This is a genomic window from Catalinimonas alkaloidigena (assembly GCF_029504655.1).
Classification (GTDB): Bacteria; Bacteroidota; Bacteroidia; order Cytophagales; family Cyclobacteriaceae; genus Catalinimonas; species Catalinimonas alkaloidigena.
In genome coordinates, this window is sequence record NZ_JAQFIL010000001.1 from 3,269,670 (window position 1) to 3,288,738 (window position 19,069).

Annotated in this window: 15 protein-coding genes; 5 read left to right on the forward strand and 10 right to left on the reverse strand. The window is 37.7% G+C overall.

The features are described 5' to 3' along the window. Positions 1–4: 4 nt before the first annotated feature. Positions 5–2,149: a tetratricopeptide repeat-containing sensor histidine kinase gene (locus OKW21_RS13385; RefSeq protein WP_277480057.1), complete on the reverse strand. Its 2,145-nt coding sequence runs from the start codon at positions 2,147–2,149 to the stop codon at positions 5–7. 515 nt (positions 2,150–2,664) lie between these two features. On the opposite strand from OKW21_RS13385, the gene OKW21_RS13390 reads away from it, so the two are divergent. Continuing rightward, positions 2,665–3,882, forward strand: a complete 1,218-nt coding sequence (locus tag OKW21_RS13390; RefSeq protein WP_277480058.1) for a tetratricopeptide repeat protein — start codon at positions 2,665–2,667, stop codon at positions 3,880–3,882. 68 nt (positions 3,883–3,950) lie between these two features. Here OKW21_RS13390 and OKW21_RS13395 read toward each other — a convergent pair whose 3' ends face one another. Next, positions 3,951–4,901, reverse strand: coding sequence for a ParB N-terminal domain-containing protein (locus OKW21_RS13395; RefSeq protein ID WP_277480060.1), 951 nt, complete (start codon positions 4,899–4,901; stop codon positions 3,951–3,953). Positions 4,902–5,779: 878 nt separating this feature from the next. Continuing rightward, on the reverse strand, positions 5,780–5,992 hold the full coding sequence (locus tag OKW21_RS13400; protein ID WP_277480061.1) for a hypothetical protein: 213 nt from the start codon (positions 5,990–5,992) through the stop codon (positions 5,780–5,782). A gap of 402 nt (positions 5,993–6,394) precedes the next feature. On the opposite strand from OKW21_RS13400, the gene OKW21_RS13405 reads away from it, so the two are divergent. Further along, positions 6,395–6,769, forward strand: a complete 375-nt coding sequence (locus tag OKW21_RS13405) for a hypothetical protein (protein WP_277480063.1) — start codon at positions 6,395–6,397, stop codon at positions 6,767–6,769. Positions 6,770–7,169: 400 nt separating this feature from the next. On the opposite strand, the gene OKW21_RS13410 is transcribed toward OKW21_RS13405, so the two are convergent. The 5 genes from OKW21_RS13410 to OKW21_RS13430 all read right to left on the reverse strand — a co-directional run bounded on the left by OKW21_RS13410 (position 7,170) and on the right by OKW21_RS13430 (position 12,556). Then, a complete protein-coding gene (locus OKW21_RS13410; protein WP_277480064.1) occupies positions 7,170–8,894 on the reverse strand; it encodes a glycoside hydrolase family 9 protein in 1,725 nt (574 codons plus the stop codon). Between the two features lie 120 nt (positions 8,895–9,014). Further along, the gene (locus OKW21_RS13415) at positions 9,015–9,803 is read right to left on the reverse strand and encodes an alpha/beta fold hydrolase (RefSeq protein ID WP_277480065.1); all 789 of its coding nucleotides are present in this window, start codon (positions 9,801–9,803) and stop codon (positions 9,015–9,017) included. 82 nt (positions 9,804–9,885) lie between these two features. Further along, positions 9,886–10,542 carry a cation efflux transmembrane domain-containing protein gene (locus OKW21_RS13420; protein ID WP_277480066.1) on the reverse strand — a complete coding sequence of 219 codons (657 nt, stop codon included), beginning with the start codon at positions 10,540–10,542 and terminating at the stop codon, positions 9,886–9,888. Between the two features lie 3 nt (positions 10,543–10,545). Then, positions 10,546–11,463 (reverse strand): cation diffusion facilitator family transporter, encoded by a 918-nt coding sequence (locus tag OKW21_RS13425; protein WP_277480067.1) that lies wholly within the window; start codon positions 11,461–11,463, stop codon positions 10,546–10,548. 100 nt (positions 11,464–11,563) lie between these two features. Then, entirely contained in the window at positions 11,564–12,556 is a 993-nt protein-coding gene (locus OKW21_RS13430) for an aldo/keto reductase (protein ID WP_277480068.1), read from the reverse strand. Positions 12,557–12,700: 144 nt separating this feature from the next. On the opposite strand from OKW21_RS13430, the gene OKW21_RS13435 reads away from it, so the two are divergent. The 3 genes from OKW21_RS13435 (at position 12,701) to OKW21_RS13445 (ending at position 15,751) form a co-directional block, all read left to right on the forward strand. Next, positions 12,701–14,035 carry an LVIVD repeat-containing protein gene (locus OKW21_RS13435; protein WP_277480069.1) on the forward strand — a complete coding sequence of 445 codons (1,335 nt, stop codon included), beginning with the start codon at positions 12,701–12,703 and terminating at the stop codon, positions 14,033–14,035. Between the two features lie 29 nt (positions 14,036–14,064). Further along, positions 14,065–14,796, forward strand: a complete 732-nt coding sequence (locus OKW21_RS13440) for a hypothetical protein (protein WP_277480070.1) — start codon at positions 14,065–14,067, stop codon at positions 14,794–14,796. A gap of 139 nt (positions 14,797–14,935) precedes the next feature. Next, complete coding sequence (locus OKW21_RS13445) at positions 14,936–15,751, forward strand: SDR family NAD(P)-dependent oxidoreductase (RefSeq protein WP_277480071.1); 816 nt, start codon at positions 14,936–14,938, stop codon at positions 15,749–15,751. Positions 15,752–15,836: 85 nt separating this feature from the next. Here the strand turns inward: OKW21_RS13445 and OKW21_RS13450 are convergent, their stop codons facing one another. Both OKW21_RS13450 and OKW21_RS13455 read right to left on the reverse strand, forming a co-directional pair. After that, a complete protein-coding gene (locus OKW21_RS13450) occupies positions 15,837–17,090 on the reverse strand; it encodes an alginate export family protein (RefSeq protein ID WP_277480072.1) in 1,254 nt (417 codons plus the stop codon). Positions 17,091–17,101: 11 nt separating this feature from the next. Further along, positions 17,102–18,928 carry a cache domain-containing protein gene (locus OKW21_RS13455; protein ID WP_277480073.1) on the reverse strand — a complete coding sequence of 609 codons (1,827 nt, stop codon included), beginning with the start codon at positions 18,926–18,928 and terminating at the stop codon, positions 17,102–17,104. Between the last annotated feature and the right edge of the window lie 141 nt (positions 18,929–19,069).

Consider the following 19,069-nt stretch of genomic DNA (forward strand, 5'->3'; position numbering starts at 1 on the left):
CTATCTATTCTTTATTAGATAGTTCTTTTTTTGAGTGTACTGCTTTCCACTTATTTTCAGCTACTGGTATACTAAATTTAAAAGTACTACCCTCTCCCTCTTCACTTTCAATACTGATTATCCCTCCATTCTTCTCAACAAAATCTTTACAAAGCAACAAGCCTATACCTGTTCCTTTTTCATAAGCCGTACCCAGGGTTGATTTAGCTTCGTTAGTGAACAATTTGACCTGGTCTTCTTTTGAAATTCCTTTGCCTGTATCTTTTACAATCACAACCAGATGCTCATCCTTCACTATGGATTTAATGAAAATTTTATCTCCCGCAACTGTGAATTTAATGGCATTGCTTATTAAGTTTCTAACCACCAGCTTAGTCATTTCATAATCGGCAAACACTTCCTGATGATGAACTACTCTATTATAAATTCGTATGTCTTTTTTCTCAGCCTGTGTAGATAGTAAATGAATTGTATCGCTGACAAGCTCCTTGATATCAAAATAAGTTGGATTGGTGTTGATTCCCTGCATCTGGCTTTTTGCCCAATTTAAAAGGTTATCCAGTAAGCATGTTGTAATATTAACTTTCACGCGTAATTCTTTGGATACCATTTTCATCTCATCTGGAGAAATTCTTCCTTGAGTTATTAAGTCTAGTATGCCCTCAAGTGAATTTAGAGGGCTGCGAAAGTCATGAGATATGATGGATAGCAGTTTATCTTTAATCTGATTAGATTGCTGTAGCTCATTTTTTTGCTTATTGATGTTGTCATTTAAAGTAGTCAGCTCTCTGATAATTTTTTCTATTTCCACTTTTTGTTTTATGAGCTTTTGGTTCGCTAAATTTTTATCTTTATTGGAATTAACCAGAACAGAAACTGCAATAAAACTCAGTACTAATCCCAGAGAAACGAATATTACTGCATAGGTCTGCTTTTCAATTAATATTTGTTGATCGTCCATAATAGACGCTTTGTACTCATTTTCAGTTAAGAGTGCAGCATTCTCCACCTCTTTCTTGTTGAGTTCCAGCAATACTAATTGCTTGCTCTTGATGTCATTATAGATACTATCCTTGTAGGTATTACTCAAGTCTGAATAAAGTAACGCGCTTTTAAAATTTGATAATTTCCGGTTTATGTCACTTAAAATTTCCGCTGCTTCTCTAATCTGATCTTTGGTATTTGACTCTTGGGCGAACGCTAATGCTTTTTCACTATACAATATGGCTTTGGGATAGGTTTCTGTTTCATAATACAGTTTACCCAGCATTGTAAGTGTATTGGTTTGTTCGTATTTGTCTCCTATTTCTGTTAAGATATCCAGGGATTCAATCAGGTGTGATTCTGCCTGCTCATACTGTCTTTGGGCAATATACACCTTACCCATTGATTGTAGATTAATGGCTAAACCCTGTCTGTCATTTAGAGAATTATCAACTTTATAAGACTTAAGAAAATAGTGAAGTGCACTATCATATTTTCCAAAATTCAGATAAGCATCTCCCAGATTATGCAAAGGGAAAGTAATAGCATCCTCCAATTGATGTTGAACGCCTAATTGATACGCTTTATTTAAACTTTCTAATGCCTTTGTTTCTAATCCATTTGTAATATATATTAGGCCTATGTTATTGTATAATTTTAATTCACAGTCAGGAGTATTTAGCCCTTTAATAGTCTGTAAAGCTTGAATGTAATATGATAGCGCTTCATTATAATCTCCCAATTCATTATATACTACTCCTATATTATTGAGCGTATTACCTACTTCCAGCTTATCGTTTAAAGTTTTATACTTATCAAGTGCTAAAAAAAAGTAATTTAAAGCTAACTGGTCTTCACCTAATACATCATACGCTAATCCAACAGAATAATAAGCTTTAGCAAAACTAGGCTCATCACCAATATATTCAGCCTGTGTTAATGCCTCAAGCGCCAGCTCTAATGCTACGGAAGGCTCCGAGTTACTCTTTACAATACTTTTTTCAATTAAGCCATTTATACGCGCTAATGAATCTTTGTCAACAGATTGCGCATATCCAAACGAATAATTGGCAACTACTGAAAATAGTAGCAAAAACAGATAAATAGGCGATATACGGAGAGAAGTGAGCAAATATTTAATTGATTTATTACCCAAACGTAACATAAACACCGGGCATTGTATTGTGTAGATTATGTTCATCATTTTGTACATGCTAAACACTAAAGTCGCCCTTTATTTGTTTATTTTTATCTTGCACAGCATTACTTTCTTACTCAAGTAGGTTTTGCTCTCTATTCGAGCAATTAGCCTAATCTATTAATTAAGTCATGCCAATGAATAGAAAACTAACGCATCTAGAGTAAAACAAAATCATTTTTCAATATGATTTCATTCGCTTAACTATAAAACAGGATAATTTCTTACGTTAATAGGCTAAAGTAAGATAGTTTGATAAATTTTGTTAATCGATTACTGATGAAGACGCTGATCTGAATAAAAAACCCAGCATTGTGGAAGGAAAGTATGTTGTCAAAATCCATGATGTGTCATTTCAGGAAAAACTATGAGCATGTTGACAGCAGTAGAGTTGCATCTTAACTTAAAACCTAATGTAATCAGCCAAGTTTAAATTATAGGATCAAATAAAATTTTTTTAATGATCATACTGTTTCTCTTGCATGAAAGTATTAATAAACGTATGCTTATTCCTTTTTTCTGTGCTAAGTTTACCTGCACAAGATCTGAAAGAAAGGCCAAGTGAACTGTATGAACAAGCGAGCATATTTTATCAAAATAATCAGCTAAGCTCCGCTTTAGCATGTTTGGACCTGGCAGTCGCCAAAAGTAGGGAGTACGTTGATGCCTATCTGCTTAGAGCACAGGTCAAAGAAAAAATGGATGATCTATCAGGAGCTATTACTGACTATTCAATTTCTATTTTTATCAAACCAGATTTAATAGACGCAAGATTCAAAAGGGCTCAGCTTTATTTTGAAAAAGCGCGTTATCATGACGCATTGGAGGATTTTCATCTCTTACTTCAACTCCCCCCAGGCGAAACTTCAAAGGTGTATTTTAAAGGTAAAAATGACAACTCAGGTTTCTCTGTAACCGGCATCACAACACTTCAGTCCCATATTAACGCTGAAATTTATAATTATTTAGGTTTGACGCATTTGAAACTTAATAATATTGATAGTGCCAGATTTTATATTCATCAGGCTATCACCATTGAGCCTGAAGAAGCAGATTACCATGTTAATAAAGGTCTTTTGATGGAGACTGATTTGGATACGCTTTCCGCGATAACGGCTTATCAGAAAGCGCTAAGTTACCAGAATGACCATACAGTTGCTTTGGCAAATTTGTCCAAGCTTACAAAAAAATCGCAGTACCATGAACTTGTAAGAGCGTCTTACGACTTGGCAGTAAATGAGCAAGGCTCTTATCAAGCTTTTTTTAACAGGGGCGTTTTACGTCAGTCCCTAGGTAAAAACGGAAAGGCAATAGATGATTTTACCCAAGCAATCAGTATCGGTGGTACAAATGCTGAGGTACTGTTGTTGAGAGCATACAGCAAGGAAAAAGAGTTAAATTTGAAAGGAGCAATTGAAGATTACACTGTAGCAATAAAATTTGATCCTTTACTTATTAAGGCTTTTATCAACAGAGGAAATGCATATTATAAATTAAAAAAATATACTGAGGCAGTTACCGATTACAATACGGCACTTCAATTGGATGCAAGTCTCGCAAAAGTTTACTATAATCGTGGTTTAGCTTTGTATTTAAGTGGTAAACCACAGCAAGCCTGTAAGGATTTAAATAAAGCTTTAGAAATGAATTTCTATTCGGCCGAAGCTCCTATTCAGGCGTATTGTCTTTCATCAAATTAAAAAAGGGTGGTTTGCATTAACAAAAAAGGCTCTAATGAGCCTTTTTATTTATTGAGTGTTTACTATAATTAAGCATTTGCATACTTACCAAAAAGTTCGTCTTCCAAACGTTTGATATATGCTTTTACTTCTTTTAGTGAATTTTTGTCTTTCTGCTGAATAGTTTTATTCACTGCAGATACAATATTTGCTTTTATTCTTTTGATTCTATCTTCTTTATTAGTGAAAACAGGCTCATTACCTTTTATTGTTTCAATCGCCTCATTGACTCTTTGATCCATTTCACTCTGCGCTTTTTCAGCCTTTTGAGCTTCTTTTTCTTTTCTTATGCTCTTGGCTTTGTTGTAGAGATCAGCCTCGTTTTTAATTTTTCCGATCTGTCTCATATCTTTCACCTGTGCCAGCGTTTGCACGTCACTTTTCTTCACCTTAATTCTTCCCAGAAGAATATCATTTTTCATCTTTGGGTTGCCTTTGGCAATGATCTCAATCCCTTTGGCAAACTCTGCATCACGAAGAATTGTACGGTCACTGACATTAAACTCTCTTGCCAGCACTTCAGACGTCTTATCGCCACTTTGCCCACTAGAGAGGACTTTATCATACCCTCCCCTCTTCTTTTTCATGCGCTCATACTTGAGCCCACGAAAATAGCTTAACTGATCAGGGTTTAGATTTCTGCGGCCAAGCTGGTGATTAATCATCCAATCCTTGGCTTCTTCTTCCGAGCCAAACCTAATGACCCTAACTCTAAATGGAATATCATGTTTAGAACAAATTTGGTATCGGTTGTGACCATCCACCAAAACCAAGTCTCCGTTCTTTTTATCCCACAATGTTAATGGGTCCAAACAACCGTTAAGCTTAATATTTTCTTCCAACTGTTCGCGGCTGTCTTCTGATAAAGGAGTTATGAAATTCTGCAATTCTGACTTTACCTTGATGTCATTGTAATGAATAGACTTGTCATTTCCATTGTCAGATATTACTTGGATTTCGCTTAATAGGCTTTCTTCCATAATAAAAGTATAAATAAAATAAATTCTAACTCTGCTAAATATTTCTGTTAAGATCGTTGACGATAATAAAAACTAATTATGTTAACCATTTCTTTATACTAAAAACTCTTAATTAAGTTTATTATTTTGTGGAAATAAATATCAATTCAAGGGTTAAAGTCATTAAATCAAACACAAATTTGAAATTGTTAACATCGTTTTATAGTGATAAAAAGCTATAAAATATGATCGGTATGTATCAATTTTATTAATCTTTAATTTATTCATCATTCAAAACATAAAAAAAAGAAGTTTGATGATAGTGAATGATTGTCACTTTTAAAGACACATAATTAAATAAAAGTTCATTCAAAATTAATTAAAAATACTCATAAAACCCACATAAAAATACGCTACGATGTATCCGCGATAAATAATAAAAAAAATTCTAAACTTAATTGATGTTTTTGAAAGCATATCAAACTAATGAAAAAAAATATTATTTACCTTTATACCGTTGTATAGTTAATAATTTGTTGAATTTTCAGTAAAAAACGATACTTTATTTTTTCTTATGTAGAATATTTTAGTAATTTTTTAAAATATTATAATTTAATCTTCTGCTTATATTAAGTGAATCATAAATAAGTTATGAAAAATTATTATACCAAAAATGGGATAATTTTTACAAAAAAACTTATGTCTTAAAAAAAAATATCATCTTTACAGAAGATAATAGCATTTGGTCAGGACTAGAAAACTGATACAAAAGAATTGTTATTCATTTGGTACATATTCTAGAAATGATTACTTCTGTTTGTTATCGTTTAAAAATTTTAAAAAAATATTAACACTAGCGTAATTGATCACAAAGTAAAAAAGCGTGAGCCGATAGCAGATCACTGCTTATCTACATAAATATCATGCTTTTTTAACCAATCCTCCCAGGAAGGTATTTTTCGGGCCAGGGGATGCAGGCAAGGATCATAAAGTATTTCTTTATACTCTTCGTAAGATCGGGTAAGCAGTCTCTGAAAACCTTCAGGCAACTCTGACCATTTTAGTGGTTCTTTTTCTTTCTCCAAAATAATTTTTTCTGATTGTAAATTCATATTCAGTTTAATCAATAAGAATCTGAAAATGTTATACGGGAAAGAGATTTTTTAGATTTATTAACTGGATATTGAGGAATATCTTGTTCACATTTACTTTTGAAATACTTGAATAGCAGTTATTTTCTATTGATACTGATTTCAGAAACTATTATTGTCTCGTAAAACATTATAGAAAAAAAATTCATGATGAATTTTCATAATTTCCCAGCAACTGACATCCCCTCTATCTTTCATCCATTTGAGAAAGATGAGCCTTTCAGTCATTGTGTAAGCTGTAATTCCCTTTTACTTGAGAATGAAACTGAGTATGTTATTGAGAAAGCTATTAGGCAATATCCGGAGTATGGTACAACAGATGTGATATTCGAGTATGCAATGTGCCTTGAATGCGCGCTAAAAATGAGAAATGAGCTATCTAGAGAATCTTTGGAAAGAGTACAGGCATATATGACCGAAAAAAGTAATTTGATTGAACAAAGCCAAAAATTAAGAGCTTCTCATAACTGGGATATCAACGAATGGATTGGTAACTGCGCATTCACCGGTCAATCTATCAAAGATCAAAATGAATATCAGATATTTGCCCACTGCCGAGGCAATCAGATGGTTTTCTCTATGATGCCATATATGATCAGCAGTCAGGCCATGGATGAAATGGCTGAGCTTTTGTCTGAAAAGACTCAGGACGAACTCAATCGTTTTGTCAACGATAATTTTGGTATTCCGCCTGAGTTGAAAAAGCCAATACTAGATAATCCAGTGATACTGCTTTAATACGATTGAATTTAATAGGTAGAGACATCAAAAAACGAGCATTTTCTTAAGGTCAGCAAGCTATTGCATTTCCTGCTAATTGCCCAGCAAATCCTTTCAAAACGCTGCTTTGATTACTAAAGTAACAGTGTCACTTTCTTCCCAATAAGTGTGTATTGCATTTGTATCTGAAAAGGCAGCCAGATAGTGTCTACCTTTTTTCAGATGCTGTATGCATTTACCTGACCTCAGGATTAATATAAAACCTATCTGTAAATGGAGGATATTAAAACATGATTAATATTAGAAGCTTCCCAGACCACAGCATTTCCCTCTGCATACTCGGCGAAAAAAAAAGTTTGATTTATTTATGACAGTCTGCTGTTCTGTTGATTGTCTCAAATGAGTGTTTGAATCTACTTTATGGCCGGCTCTCTTTTCCTTCTTTCTCCAAAGCAGAAAGAAAATAAATAAGGCTTGCGGTACCATCCATTGTAGGCTCATTGGTAGAGTAGTCTCCAAAATCATCATGGTAGACCACCAGATCTGATTGAAAAGCAGCATAAGGATCTTCATCCATAAGAGTGAGCCCTTTCAGATTGTTAAAGATAGAGCCATATACAGGCCCGTCTACTAAGCCACCAGTAAGTGCATAACCATCAAGCAAAGTAAGTGAAGAGTGAGGTTTGGTAGGGAATTTTCCACTTTCCGGTAAACCTACCACCATGCTTACTCCCCAGGGATTGCAGCCAAAAAGCCAGTCACGTAGTGCTGATTCCATTTCTGCAAACTGACGATCTCCGCTGACCTGTGCATACAGATGAGCCTGTGAGGCGGCGGCTGCCACAAGATTGTTAGAACACCAGATAAATGGTACGCCCATCAAAAAAGGATTGTCTTTTCCTCTATCGTAATTTTTTTTAAGACCACTTCTCATATAGAATTGAAATTCTTTGCGTACTTTTTCTTCTCTGGAATTGGCCAATTGAAAATGCCCAACATTCCAGAACGGATACCACTGATAATGACGAGCAGTATCTGCTCCCATCCAGGGAGTGATCTTTTCAAGCCGCCCGTAACTTCTTCCTTTATTTAACCACTCATTTTCGCCATTAAGTTGATAAAGCTGGGCAGCAGCCAGTTCCATATCATCTACCCAATTGTCTTCTTCATAAAAATAAGGTGCATTTCCGGGTGCGGTCTGGCATACACCCAAATCTGATTCGCCAAAATTAAATGCTTCAACTGCCTTTTTTTCTAGCTTTCCAGCAAATTCAGGGTCATCCTCGCTAAAGACTGCTGCGCCAATGGCAAAGGCAGATGCAAATTTTCCGGCAGTAGAAGAAACTCCTGTAGTCCTATTTTTATATTTTAAACCCTGAGGTTTTCCGGTTATGAAATATATGGGCCTTTCCTTCCCTTTTCCGTATGACACTGAATCATGATTAGGCAAACGAAAACCCGCATGATCTCTATCATCAGCAATTTGGTTATACATTTCTCCGGGGGACGGATTCATTTTCATGAGCCATTCCAGGCCCCATCGTGCTTCATCTAAAACATCAGGAATACCGTTACTTCCTTTTAAACCGGCAGCATCAAATTCATCGCCGAAGGATTCCGGATTTTGCTGATAAGCAAAAAGCATTTGGTAAACTGCATTGGATGATGTTGCTGTATATTGCAGATAGTCAGTAGCATCATGCCAGCCTCCGCTTACATTGACGTGTGCAGAATCGCCTGAAGGATGGTAAACCCTGAACCCATCATGTACATGGCATGAGTCTTTCAGGAAAGGATTGAAACCACATCGCTGCTGCCGCATATAGTGGAGCAACACATCAGCTGCACCTTCATACACATCATGATCTATACTAAAAACAGGGGATTTGGTCTGATTGGCTTGCAGGTAATAGCTTCCCGGCCGTTTGAAATTTGAAAAATTAAGTCTATGACCGGTCTGAAATGCGGCATAAGCACCAAAAGACTGTACATCCTCTCCCTGCCAGACCACTTCATGTGTCGTAGCATTATGCAAGGCAAACGCATTGATTTGTATATCCTCTTTTGAAACCAGCACGGCTACTTTCTGAGATGCAGGTAAATAACCCAATTGGTTGATCCGAATCCAACTTTGTGCGTACAATTTGCAGCTAGAAACAGTGATTAATAATACTAAAAAGCAGTAACGAAGCATAAGCACAGATTAAGTAGTTTGGCTAATCAAAACTACAATCATCTATATTTTCCTGAAAATTTACAACTACTAAACCTGACTTTTTACAATCTTAACAAAGCTTGTTAAAGCATCTAAACTTTTCTTCTCCTGCTCATACATGCCCATATGCCCACAGTTTTCCAAACTCACAAATTCGGAACTGCCTGTAGGAAGTTTGCTCTGCTGCTGCAAATCCTCGTAAGGAACTGCCTGATCTTCTTTACCAGCGATAAACATACAGGGAAATTCTGCTTTCCTTAAAACATGTAGTCTTTCAGGACGATCACGCATCGCTTCTGTATAGGCTACTGCCGTTTTATCATTGGTCTGGGCTACCATTTGCTTTACAGTAGCTATTTGCAAAGCCAGTTTCTGGTGGTTTACAGGAGCAAAAAGTGAGGGTACAAAATTTTGAGCAAAAGGCTCAGTCCCATTCTTCTCCAGAAATAAAGCCGCTTTATCGCGATTAGTCTTTTTCTCTTCACTATCGGCTTTTGCGGTAGAATGAAAAAGACAAAGCCCCTTGCATAGCTGAGGGTATCGTTCTGCTAAAGCCAGAGTGACATATCCTCCCAGTGAGTGGCCTACCATCACAGCTTCCGGGATATCCATCTCTTTTAAAAAATCTGATATCTCTTCAGCAACACTATCTATGCTGATATCTCTGGAAATGGCCAGATTACCTCCAAATCCAGGCATATCAATCGCGATTACCCGGGCTTCCTTAGATAATGCAGAAATACAATGATTCCAGATTTCTTTCCTTTCGCAGAAGCCATGAAGTAATAAAAGGGGAATTCCACTTCCCTGATGAATGTATGCAAGCTTATTTTCCATTTTGATAAGGTCAAAAAATGATAAATATTTTTACAAACCTGTATTGAGCGTGAAAAATCGCTATCAATCAACCAAACATTGTCTAGCAAGTGTCTCCACAGCAATCTTTACCTTTAGCCTTTTCAAAAGCTTCTCTTCCCTCTTTAAAGGCAAAGTAAGCTATTCCCAGTGCTCCAATTGCATCAATATACGGAATCTGGAATAACTCGTAGAGGCCACTGGAAAGAAGCAAAAGCAAAGAAAGATAAAGGCAGGTTTTGGTACAGTTAGCATCAGAAATAATCGGAGGTGAATTCAGTTTTTTCCCGGCTTTTATTTTGTAATGTACCAACGCGTACATCGTAATAATTGAAATTGTAGAAATGATTATTCCCACCCTGGTAGTTTCAGGTTGTCCTCCGGCAATAATGGTCAGTACTGAACTGGCCACAATTCCTACTGTCAGTAGGTAAAAACTGAAACCAGTGATACGCAATGCCTGACGTTCAAAGCGGTCTTTTTCAACATTTGGATTGCTCCGCAGTCGATACACCATATGGGCAATGCCTATTCCGGAGATCACCTCAACAAAGGAATCTACTCCAAAGCCAAATAATGCCAGTGTTTCATCCTGCATCCCAAAATAGGTAGAGACTATTCCTTCTATCATATTATAGAAAATGGTAATCATACTCAGCCAAAAGGCTATCTGAAGCCATTTACTTCTTTCAGTTTCCTGTTTAATTGTAGATGTTTTCATTGATTAATGCTTTTCTAATTCACACACTTCACCCGGCACTTCAAACTGAGTTGTGATGTGATCTATATGAAAGTTTTTTAACACATGATTGACTTTAGCCCTTAATTCAGCAAGTTCAGTAAGTCGCATGTTTTTTTTAATCACCAGATGTATTGACAATATATTATAATCACCATCCAGGGTCCAGATATGGGTATCATGCATTTCCTGTATATCCTCTATTGAACTCAGTGCAGCTTTTACTTTTTCTATATCAATATTATCAGGTGTGGCCTGTAGAAAAATGTTCATCACCTGCTGTAGATTCCTGAATGCATTCCACAGGATGTATACTGCAATGCACAAGGACAAAATCGGATCAATTACAGGTAAATCGGCAAATATCATCACAATACTTCCTATAAGTACGGCAGCCCATCCTAGTACATCTTCAAGAAGATGTAACATTACTGTCCGCTGGTTGATTGACTTTCCACCTTTTTTTAAACGAAAAACTGCTGCTCCATTAAATACAATGCCTGCGATCGCCAGATACAGCATTCCCTGCGCATTTACTGATTCAGGGTTAATTAGCCGTGGTATAGCTTCAACAATAATTATTACTGAGCCTGCCAGCAAAATCACTGAATTGATAAGAGCACTTAAAGGGGAAAAACGTTTATAACCAAACGAATACTTTTTACTTCTTCCCTTTTGCGAATAATTTTCAAGGAACAGAGATGAGCCAATAGCAAAAGTATCACCGAGATCATGAATGGCATCGGACAAAATTGCCATTGAGTTTGTAAAGATTCCACCAACAAACTCAATGATCGTAAAACTCAGATTCAGAAAAAAGGCAACTTTCAGATTGCTGCTTATTGCATGATGGTGATGCCCTTCTTCATGATCATGATGATCCCCCTGATGATGATGACCCATTAATTATTTATCGTTTATGTTTAAAAATAGCAATTCTCACCATATTGTTAATTTTAATACTATATACTAAACATAAAGAACATAAGAAGTTTCACTGTATCTACTTTATTCTGGATTCACCCTCCCATAAGTCTACATTCTTTCCTAACTTCTGCTTAAGTGGTTCTGTCGCTTTGTTAAGTTGTGCTAATACATCATCATCCAGTTTAAGCTCGGCAGCTTTTATATTTTTTTTGACCTGCTCAGCATTTCTGCCACCTACAATCACTGAACCTACTGCGGGCTGAGCCATAAGCCAGGCAATGCTTACTTCCACCATCGGTTTGCCAATCTGGTCAGCTATGGCCTTGATTTGCCTCAAAGTTTCAAAGGTTTCTTTTTCACAGCCCTCCTGTCCGTGCCTGCTCTGCGGTCTTTGAGAAGAAAAATGACGGGTTCTCGCTCTATCATCCGGCACTTCTTCAGGAGTAGTAAATTTTCCGGTGAGCAAGCCCTGCATGATGGGAGAATAACAGAGAATAGGGACATGACGATGTTTACATTCAGGTAATACTTCATACTCAATTGCTCGCCAGATAAGGTTGTAAGGAAGCTGATTACTGCTGATTTCATCAGTATATTTAAATGCTTCGGTCAAATCATTCTTCCCAAAATTGGAGACGCCAAAGGCCCTGATTTTGCCTTCTTTCTTTAATTCTACCAAAGCTCCCATAGTCTCTTCAATGGGTATTTCAGGATTTGGCCAATGCAACTGTAGCAAATCCAGCCGATCACTATTCAGCGCTTTGAGACGTTCTTCAGTAGCTTTTTTTACATCATTAAAAGAAAAATCTGCCGGTTTGATCTTGGTGGCGATGATTATCTTTTCTCTCACTTCCTTTAACGCCTTGTCTATCAGGTTTTCAGAAGCCCCGCTGCCGTACATTTCAGCTGTATCAAAAAAATTAATGCCCATCTCGTAGGCAGTTCTCAGGGCATCAATGGAATCTTTTTCATCCTGGTGCCCCCAGTTAAACCCTCCTACAATTGCCCAGGCTCCAAAAGCGATTTCTGTTACTTCAAAATCGGTGTGTGGTAGTTTAATACAAATCATAAAAAATCATTTTTGCTTGAAATTAAGGCTTTTAGTAGAATAGACAACTTAATGACAATATTTCAGAAAAAATACCCAGGTTCCAACGTTCTTGCAGTTCCTGGTGTCTTGATACTACCAATTTCACCATAACCCTTCTGCATTATGGAAACTCTTGCCATCTCCCCCAAAACAAAAAGGAAGTTACTACTCTATCTGAGTTTTAACCTTACTGCCATTTTCTGTGTATTATTGCTAAATCGGTGCACTGATAAGGTTGAGGTAACCCGCACGTATAAATATATGACACCGGTTTACATGACTACCGCAGAGCTTAGAGCATCAGTAGATGTACTTCCTCCCCGCACTATCAAACAGGCAGGAAAAATTTACTTTCTCGACAACCACCTATTTCTTAATGAGCCGGGAGAGGGTATCCACATAATTGACAATTCAAACCCCGTGGATCCTGAGAGATTGGCTTTTATCAACATTCCTGGCAACTATGACCTGGCAGCGAAAGGTAATTATCTGTATGCAGATAGTTTTATAGATTTGTTGGTATTTGACATCAGTAAGGTTGATAACATACAGGAGGTGAAGCGAGTAGAAAATGTATTTCCGCTCAATACTTCTTATAGCGGTTTTCCTGTAGAAGAAGGTCAGGTCATTACCGAATGGGTTCAGCAGGAAACTACTGAGGTCATTGAGGGAGAAATGGACCCGCTGGCTGCTGGCATGTTTTATTACCGGGGAGGAATAGCCTTTACGCAGACTGCTGATGTAGCCAATTTTGCTTTAGAAAGCAATTCAGGTTCATCAGGCACACAGCAAGGTGTAGGAGGTTCAATGGCACGCTTTGCCATTGTTGGTGACTTTCTTTATACCATTGACGATTATTATATGCAGGTTTTTGATATCACCCAACAGGCTGACCCTCAAGAAAAAGGGGACGATATTAATGTCGGTTTTATGATTGAAACTATCTTTCCGTATGAAGACAAACTTTTCATAGGCGCTCAAAACGGTATGCATATTTATGATAATTCTGATCCGGCTAGCCCACAACATGTATCTACCTATGAACATATCACAAGTTGTGATCCCGTGGTGGTAGAAGGGAATACCGCATATGTCACCTTAAGAAATGGAACTGAATGTCAGGGCTTTGTCAACCAACTGGAGGTTATAGACATTGAAGATCCTTATCATCCACAGCTACTCGAAACATACGCGATGGAGCACCCCCATGGCCTGGGCATTGACGACGGTACACTATTCGTATGTGAAGGTGAGTTTGGTTTGAAAGTTTTTGACGCCACAGACATCAAAGCCATCAGTGAAAATCAGATGGCGCATTTTGATGACATACATGCATACGATGTCATTCCTTTGAACAATGTGCTGATGCTTATCGGCGATGATGGCCTTTACCAATATGACTATAGTGACCCCACAAATATTGAGCTATTAAGCATTATATCTGTGCCATCATTATGAGGATAATATGGATTATACTGCTACTCTTTATGTCATGTGTAACGCTTCATGCGCAACAGAAAGTGAATGTTGTGTTGAAAAACGGAAAGATAGTATATGGTACTTTAGTCAACTCAGTTTTTGAAGATTTTATCACACTGGAATACAGCGCATTGGACAGAGAAAATATTCCGCTTAATAAGATCAGTAGCATTCATTTTGGTAAATATCAGGCTAAAGAGGTTGAAGAAGCAAATAAAGCCTTTTTCCGAAGGGAAAGAGGCTTTTTCCATGACATCAACTTTCAACTACTTTTTGGGCAGGATAGCGAAGGTTATGGCTATACCAATGTATCCTTCCATACGGTAAATGGTTTCGCCTTCGGTCCCAGACTTATGCTGGGCGGCGGTGTAGGACTGGATAAGTATGGCGATTTTATGGTTACCCCTCTGTATGCCAGTATACGGGGGCTTATCATTGAGCGTAAAGTTAGTCCTTACTATTACTTTAATGGCGGCTGGGGCTTTATGTGGAAGCCCAAGGATCAGGTTGACTGGATAGATTATCAGGAAGCAGATGGTGGGTATCACCTGCAGGGAGGTTTAGGCTATCAGATTAACATGAAAGCATCTGCCTTAACTTTGAGTGCCGGCTATCGTCTGCAAAAAACACATATGACCTATATTATGAACGGCTGGGACTGGGGAGGTGCTACTGAAACTGTTATCGATGAAGATCGCTTACTAAGACGTTTTGTTTTGAGTTTCGGCTATACCTTTTAGGAGTGATCATCATCTGAACTCCGTTTTTAAACGGTCAATCTATATTTATTTTCATCCACTATTTATCAAATTGTGATAACACATTGATGGCTTTCTAGTTAGTATCAATGTGATTTTTTAATTGTATTAAATATTCTTTATGAATTTACAAATAGAAGGAAAAACCGCAGTAATTACCGGTGCTGATTCGGGCATAGGTAAGGCTACTGCAATTATTCTGGCTCAGGAAGGGGTCAATATCGTTGTCAGTGATATTGATCAAGAAGAGCTGGAAAAAACGGCAGAAGATATTCGTCCTTACCTGGTGAATGGAAACCAAGTGACTGACATCGTTGCTGATTTAAAAAAAATCAGTGAGGTGGAGCAGCTCGCGGAAAAAGTAAAAGCGAATCACGGAGGCGCTGATATCGTAGCCCATTGCGCAGGAGCAAGAGGTGCAGCCGGTAATTTTTTGGAGCTTACAGATGATGACTGGCAGGAAACTGTAGATATAGACCTAATGGGAGCAGTAAGAGTTTCTAGAGCTTTTATTCCGCAAATGCAATCCAAAGGCTGGGGAAGGTTAATCCTGATTTCTTCTGAAAATGCCTTGCAGCCCTACGAAGACGAAAGCCCCTATAATGCCTGTAAGGCAGCAATAGTCAATCTGTCTAAATGTTTATCCAGGGCTTTTTCTAAAGATGGCTTACTCATAAATTGTGTGTCTCCGGCTTACATTGAAACGCCCATGACCAATAAAATGATGGAGCAATTGGCAGAAGAAAGAGGCTCCTCTGTAGATGAAGCAGTGCAATGGTTTTTGAAAAATGAAAGGCCTCACATCGAAGTACAAAGGAGAGGTAAAGCTGAAGAGGTGGCTAGTGTGATCGCTTTTCTATGCTCTGACCTGGCGAGCTTTGTTAACGGCAGTAATTACAGAGTAGACGGAGGTTCAGTAGAGACCGCATTTGGATAAAATTTATCTGGCAAAGACATATATCTCTGCCAGATAAAACCACGAGCCTCCTCTTGTGGGGACTTCAAACAAATATGGTTTTTGGTTATTGTTTAAATTTGAATGAAGCCTGTAGCCAAAACCAATTCGCAATTTCATCTTTACTCCCTTCTCCCTTAAGCACTTCCATACTTTCAGTGGCAAACATTTGAGAATACCCTCCTTTGATTTTCACATTGTCGTATGCAAGATATTCAAATCCTAAATCCAGTTCTTCTCCAAGACGGCTATCCACTGGGGACTGTAGATCACTAAGCGGAGCTAAAGTTGACTGAGCATAAAATGTATGTAGGTCAAATTTGGTAGTCAGGCGAGGAGTAGCTTTATATTTAAAACTGAAAACAATGTCCTCAAGACCTGTACTAGGAGTAAAATTCAAATAGAAGTAATCTAAATGACCATAATACTTATGCCTGTAACCGTAAAGTACATCAAATGAGTTGGTTTCCTGATTGAGAGGGTTCATTGCTTTTTCTGTATCAGTACCGGATAAAATGTCTGCTTTAAGTAGAAGTTGAAATTTCTTGCTCAGATAATAGCCTGCCTGCGCAGATATCATATAAGCCCTTTTACGCTCAACTTCCCTTCCTTCACCAATTTGACCATAAGCCAATCCTCTGAATGATAATTTGTTTTGTTGAAAATACAGATTACCTCCTATGGTCTGGTCGTAAGCAATTGTTGAATCTGCTCGCTGTAATCCTCTGTTTATAGCCTTAAAAGAAGCTGTCCAATGATTGGAAAAATCTTTGTTCAACCATATCATTTGTAGGTTTTTGTAATAATCTTCCTGCTCGTAAAAACTATCAAAGTTTTTAGCCCTATTCTGGCTGTAGCCAGCTACGAGATGAGCCTGAAATGTAGAATCAATAAATTTTACTACCCCTACATCATGGGTTCTCCCGGTCTGGCCCCAATTACGTGGATTAAAAAGATGACCGTCGTCATAATCCAACTCCTGTCGGCCAATTTTTACCTTCCACCGATCAGTCAGGTTCACTTGTGCCCAACCTTCGTAGAGGTTAAAAGTAGAAGCATCTCCCCTATCTCCCTGCTCACCCCATACCCTTATATCCTGAACAGACAGATAAGCCTCCCATTTTTTCTCGAAAGTATAACTGAGGTTCAATCTGCTACGCTGAGTAATATGAACAGCCGCTTTATCATCGATGCCAGGTAAGTCTCTCGCTCCGTGCCGATATTCAAAACGAGGACGGATTTCACCGCCTAAGTTGAACTGTGCCTGTAGGTGTGAATAACCCATACATAAGTAAAATATGATGAATACTTTTGATCTCATTTTGATGGATTTTACGCTGTTTCTGAAGATTTCAACTGGCGCTTAAGTGCTTCAATTTCCTGCTGTTGCTGGCTGTTTATCTGCTCAAGTTCTTTCTGCTTGCGTGCCATTTCTTCTTGTGTAGCCTGCATCTCTTCCTGGTTCTGGCGTAACTCTTCTTCCTGCGCTTGCAATTGGTTGGACATACCCTGACTTTCTTCTAAGAGCATCTTAGTACGAATATTCACTCTTAGTGAGCTAACAGTGGAAGAAATGCTCTGACAAAGCTGCTCCAGAAAATCAAACTGATAGTCTCTTAGTTCATGGAAACTTGCGATTTCCAGGATCCCCATTACTTCTTCATCATGAATAAGTGGCAATATTGCGATAAAAGAAGGAGGAGCATCTCCTAGCCCTGATGTTATCCTGATATAATCATTAGGAATTTCAGTGAGTATAATCTTTTCTTTTTCTAAAAAACATTGTCCGACAAGGCCTTCACCTACTTCGATTTTACTGCTTATGAATTTTTTCTTTCCATATGCATAAGTAGCGATCTGTTTGAGATAAGCTGTATCAGATTCTTCTTCATCCAAAATATATATAGCCCCCTGGTTGACCTTCATGTAATCAGCAATGTGTTTAAGTATTTCATCTCCCAACACTTCCAAATTTTCACTGTTCTTCCTAAGAATTTCAACAAACTTGGCTAGCCCACCCGTAATCCAATTTCGCCTTTCATTATCTTCGGCATTGGCTTTTAGCTTATTGCGCATCTGTATCAGTTCATTCCCCAACACATCTTCCTCACTCAGCAATTGATAATCTGAGTCTAGCGTACCCTCACCTATTTGTTTAGCAAATGTGGTATAACGATTCATACCCGCTACCAGATTGTTCATGGACACCATCATCATTCCCAGTTCATCATTACGCTTTACTTCTAGCTGATCTGTCATTTTACCTTCTGATAGGAGACGAAGACGGTCTTGAATTTTGTTTATACTCTTTGCCAGATTATCACTAAATCTGAAAGTAAGTACATTCCCAATGATTAGTAGTATCGCCGCGACTACTATATACCTGATGATGATGCCTATGATCTGATTTTGAACTGCAGCTTTTTTTGCTGCTACCATTGCTTCTACCTGATCAATGTATATTCCCGTGGAAATAATCCATCCCAGTGGTTTGAATAGTTTTGAATAAGAGAGTTTATCAAATGTTTCTTTTGTATCTGGCTTTTCAATAATGTACTCTACATACGCTTCTCCATTCTTTATACAACCTTCCGCCCTTGCCTGATAAATATTTTTTTGCTGGTGCTTCTCGGTATTATACTTGGAGTCGTTCATTATTTTGCCCTCATTTTCAGGCTTGGCAGCGTGCATCAGCATCTTAGGAAATGGCAAAGCATTATCAGTTATCCAAAAATAGCCTTCTTCTCCATCAAAACGAATGGTTGACAACTCGCTCATTAGCTCATGCATCATTCGCTCCTTTGCCTGTTCACCATAGGTAGCCATCAGATCATCGGTATTCATACTATCAGATTCCAACTGTATGCTTTCCCCCTCACTTGACATTCTGCTTTCTGTATATGCTGGTATGCTGTAGATATTGCTGAGCAACTCTTCGGTATCTTGTGTTTTTTCGTATTGTGTTTCAATCATGCCATAGGCTACGTCAACTATATCAACCAGATAATCTTTCTTGCTGGCGATTTGAGTCTTTTCAAAATCCTGAATTTCTTTTTGCCCTTTTGTCCATATATTATAAATAGACATAAAACAGATGATCAGTATGCTCAAACTCAACAGCAGAGATACTGACAAAATTATTTTCTTCTTGATCTTCATAATTGTGCTACAAAAAAATGATTGGTGAATAATCGTAAGATTCTGCGACACAATGTTCCAAAAAAAGAAATTTCAATTAACCGTAATTGCCAGCGATTGCTTACACTGATACCTAATGGTGCTATTGTTTTCTTATAGGAA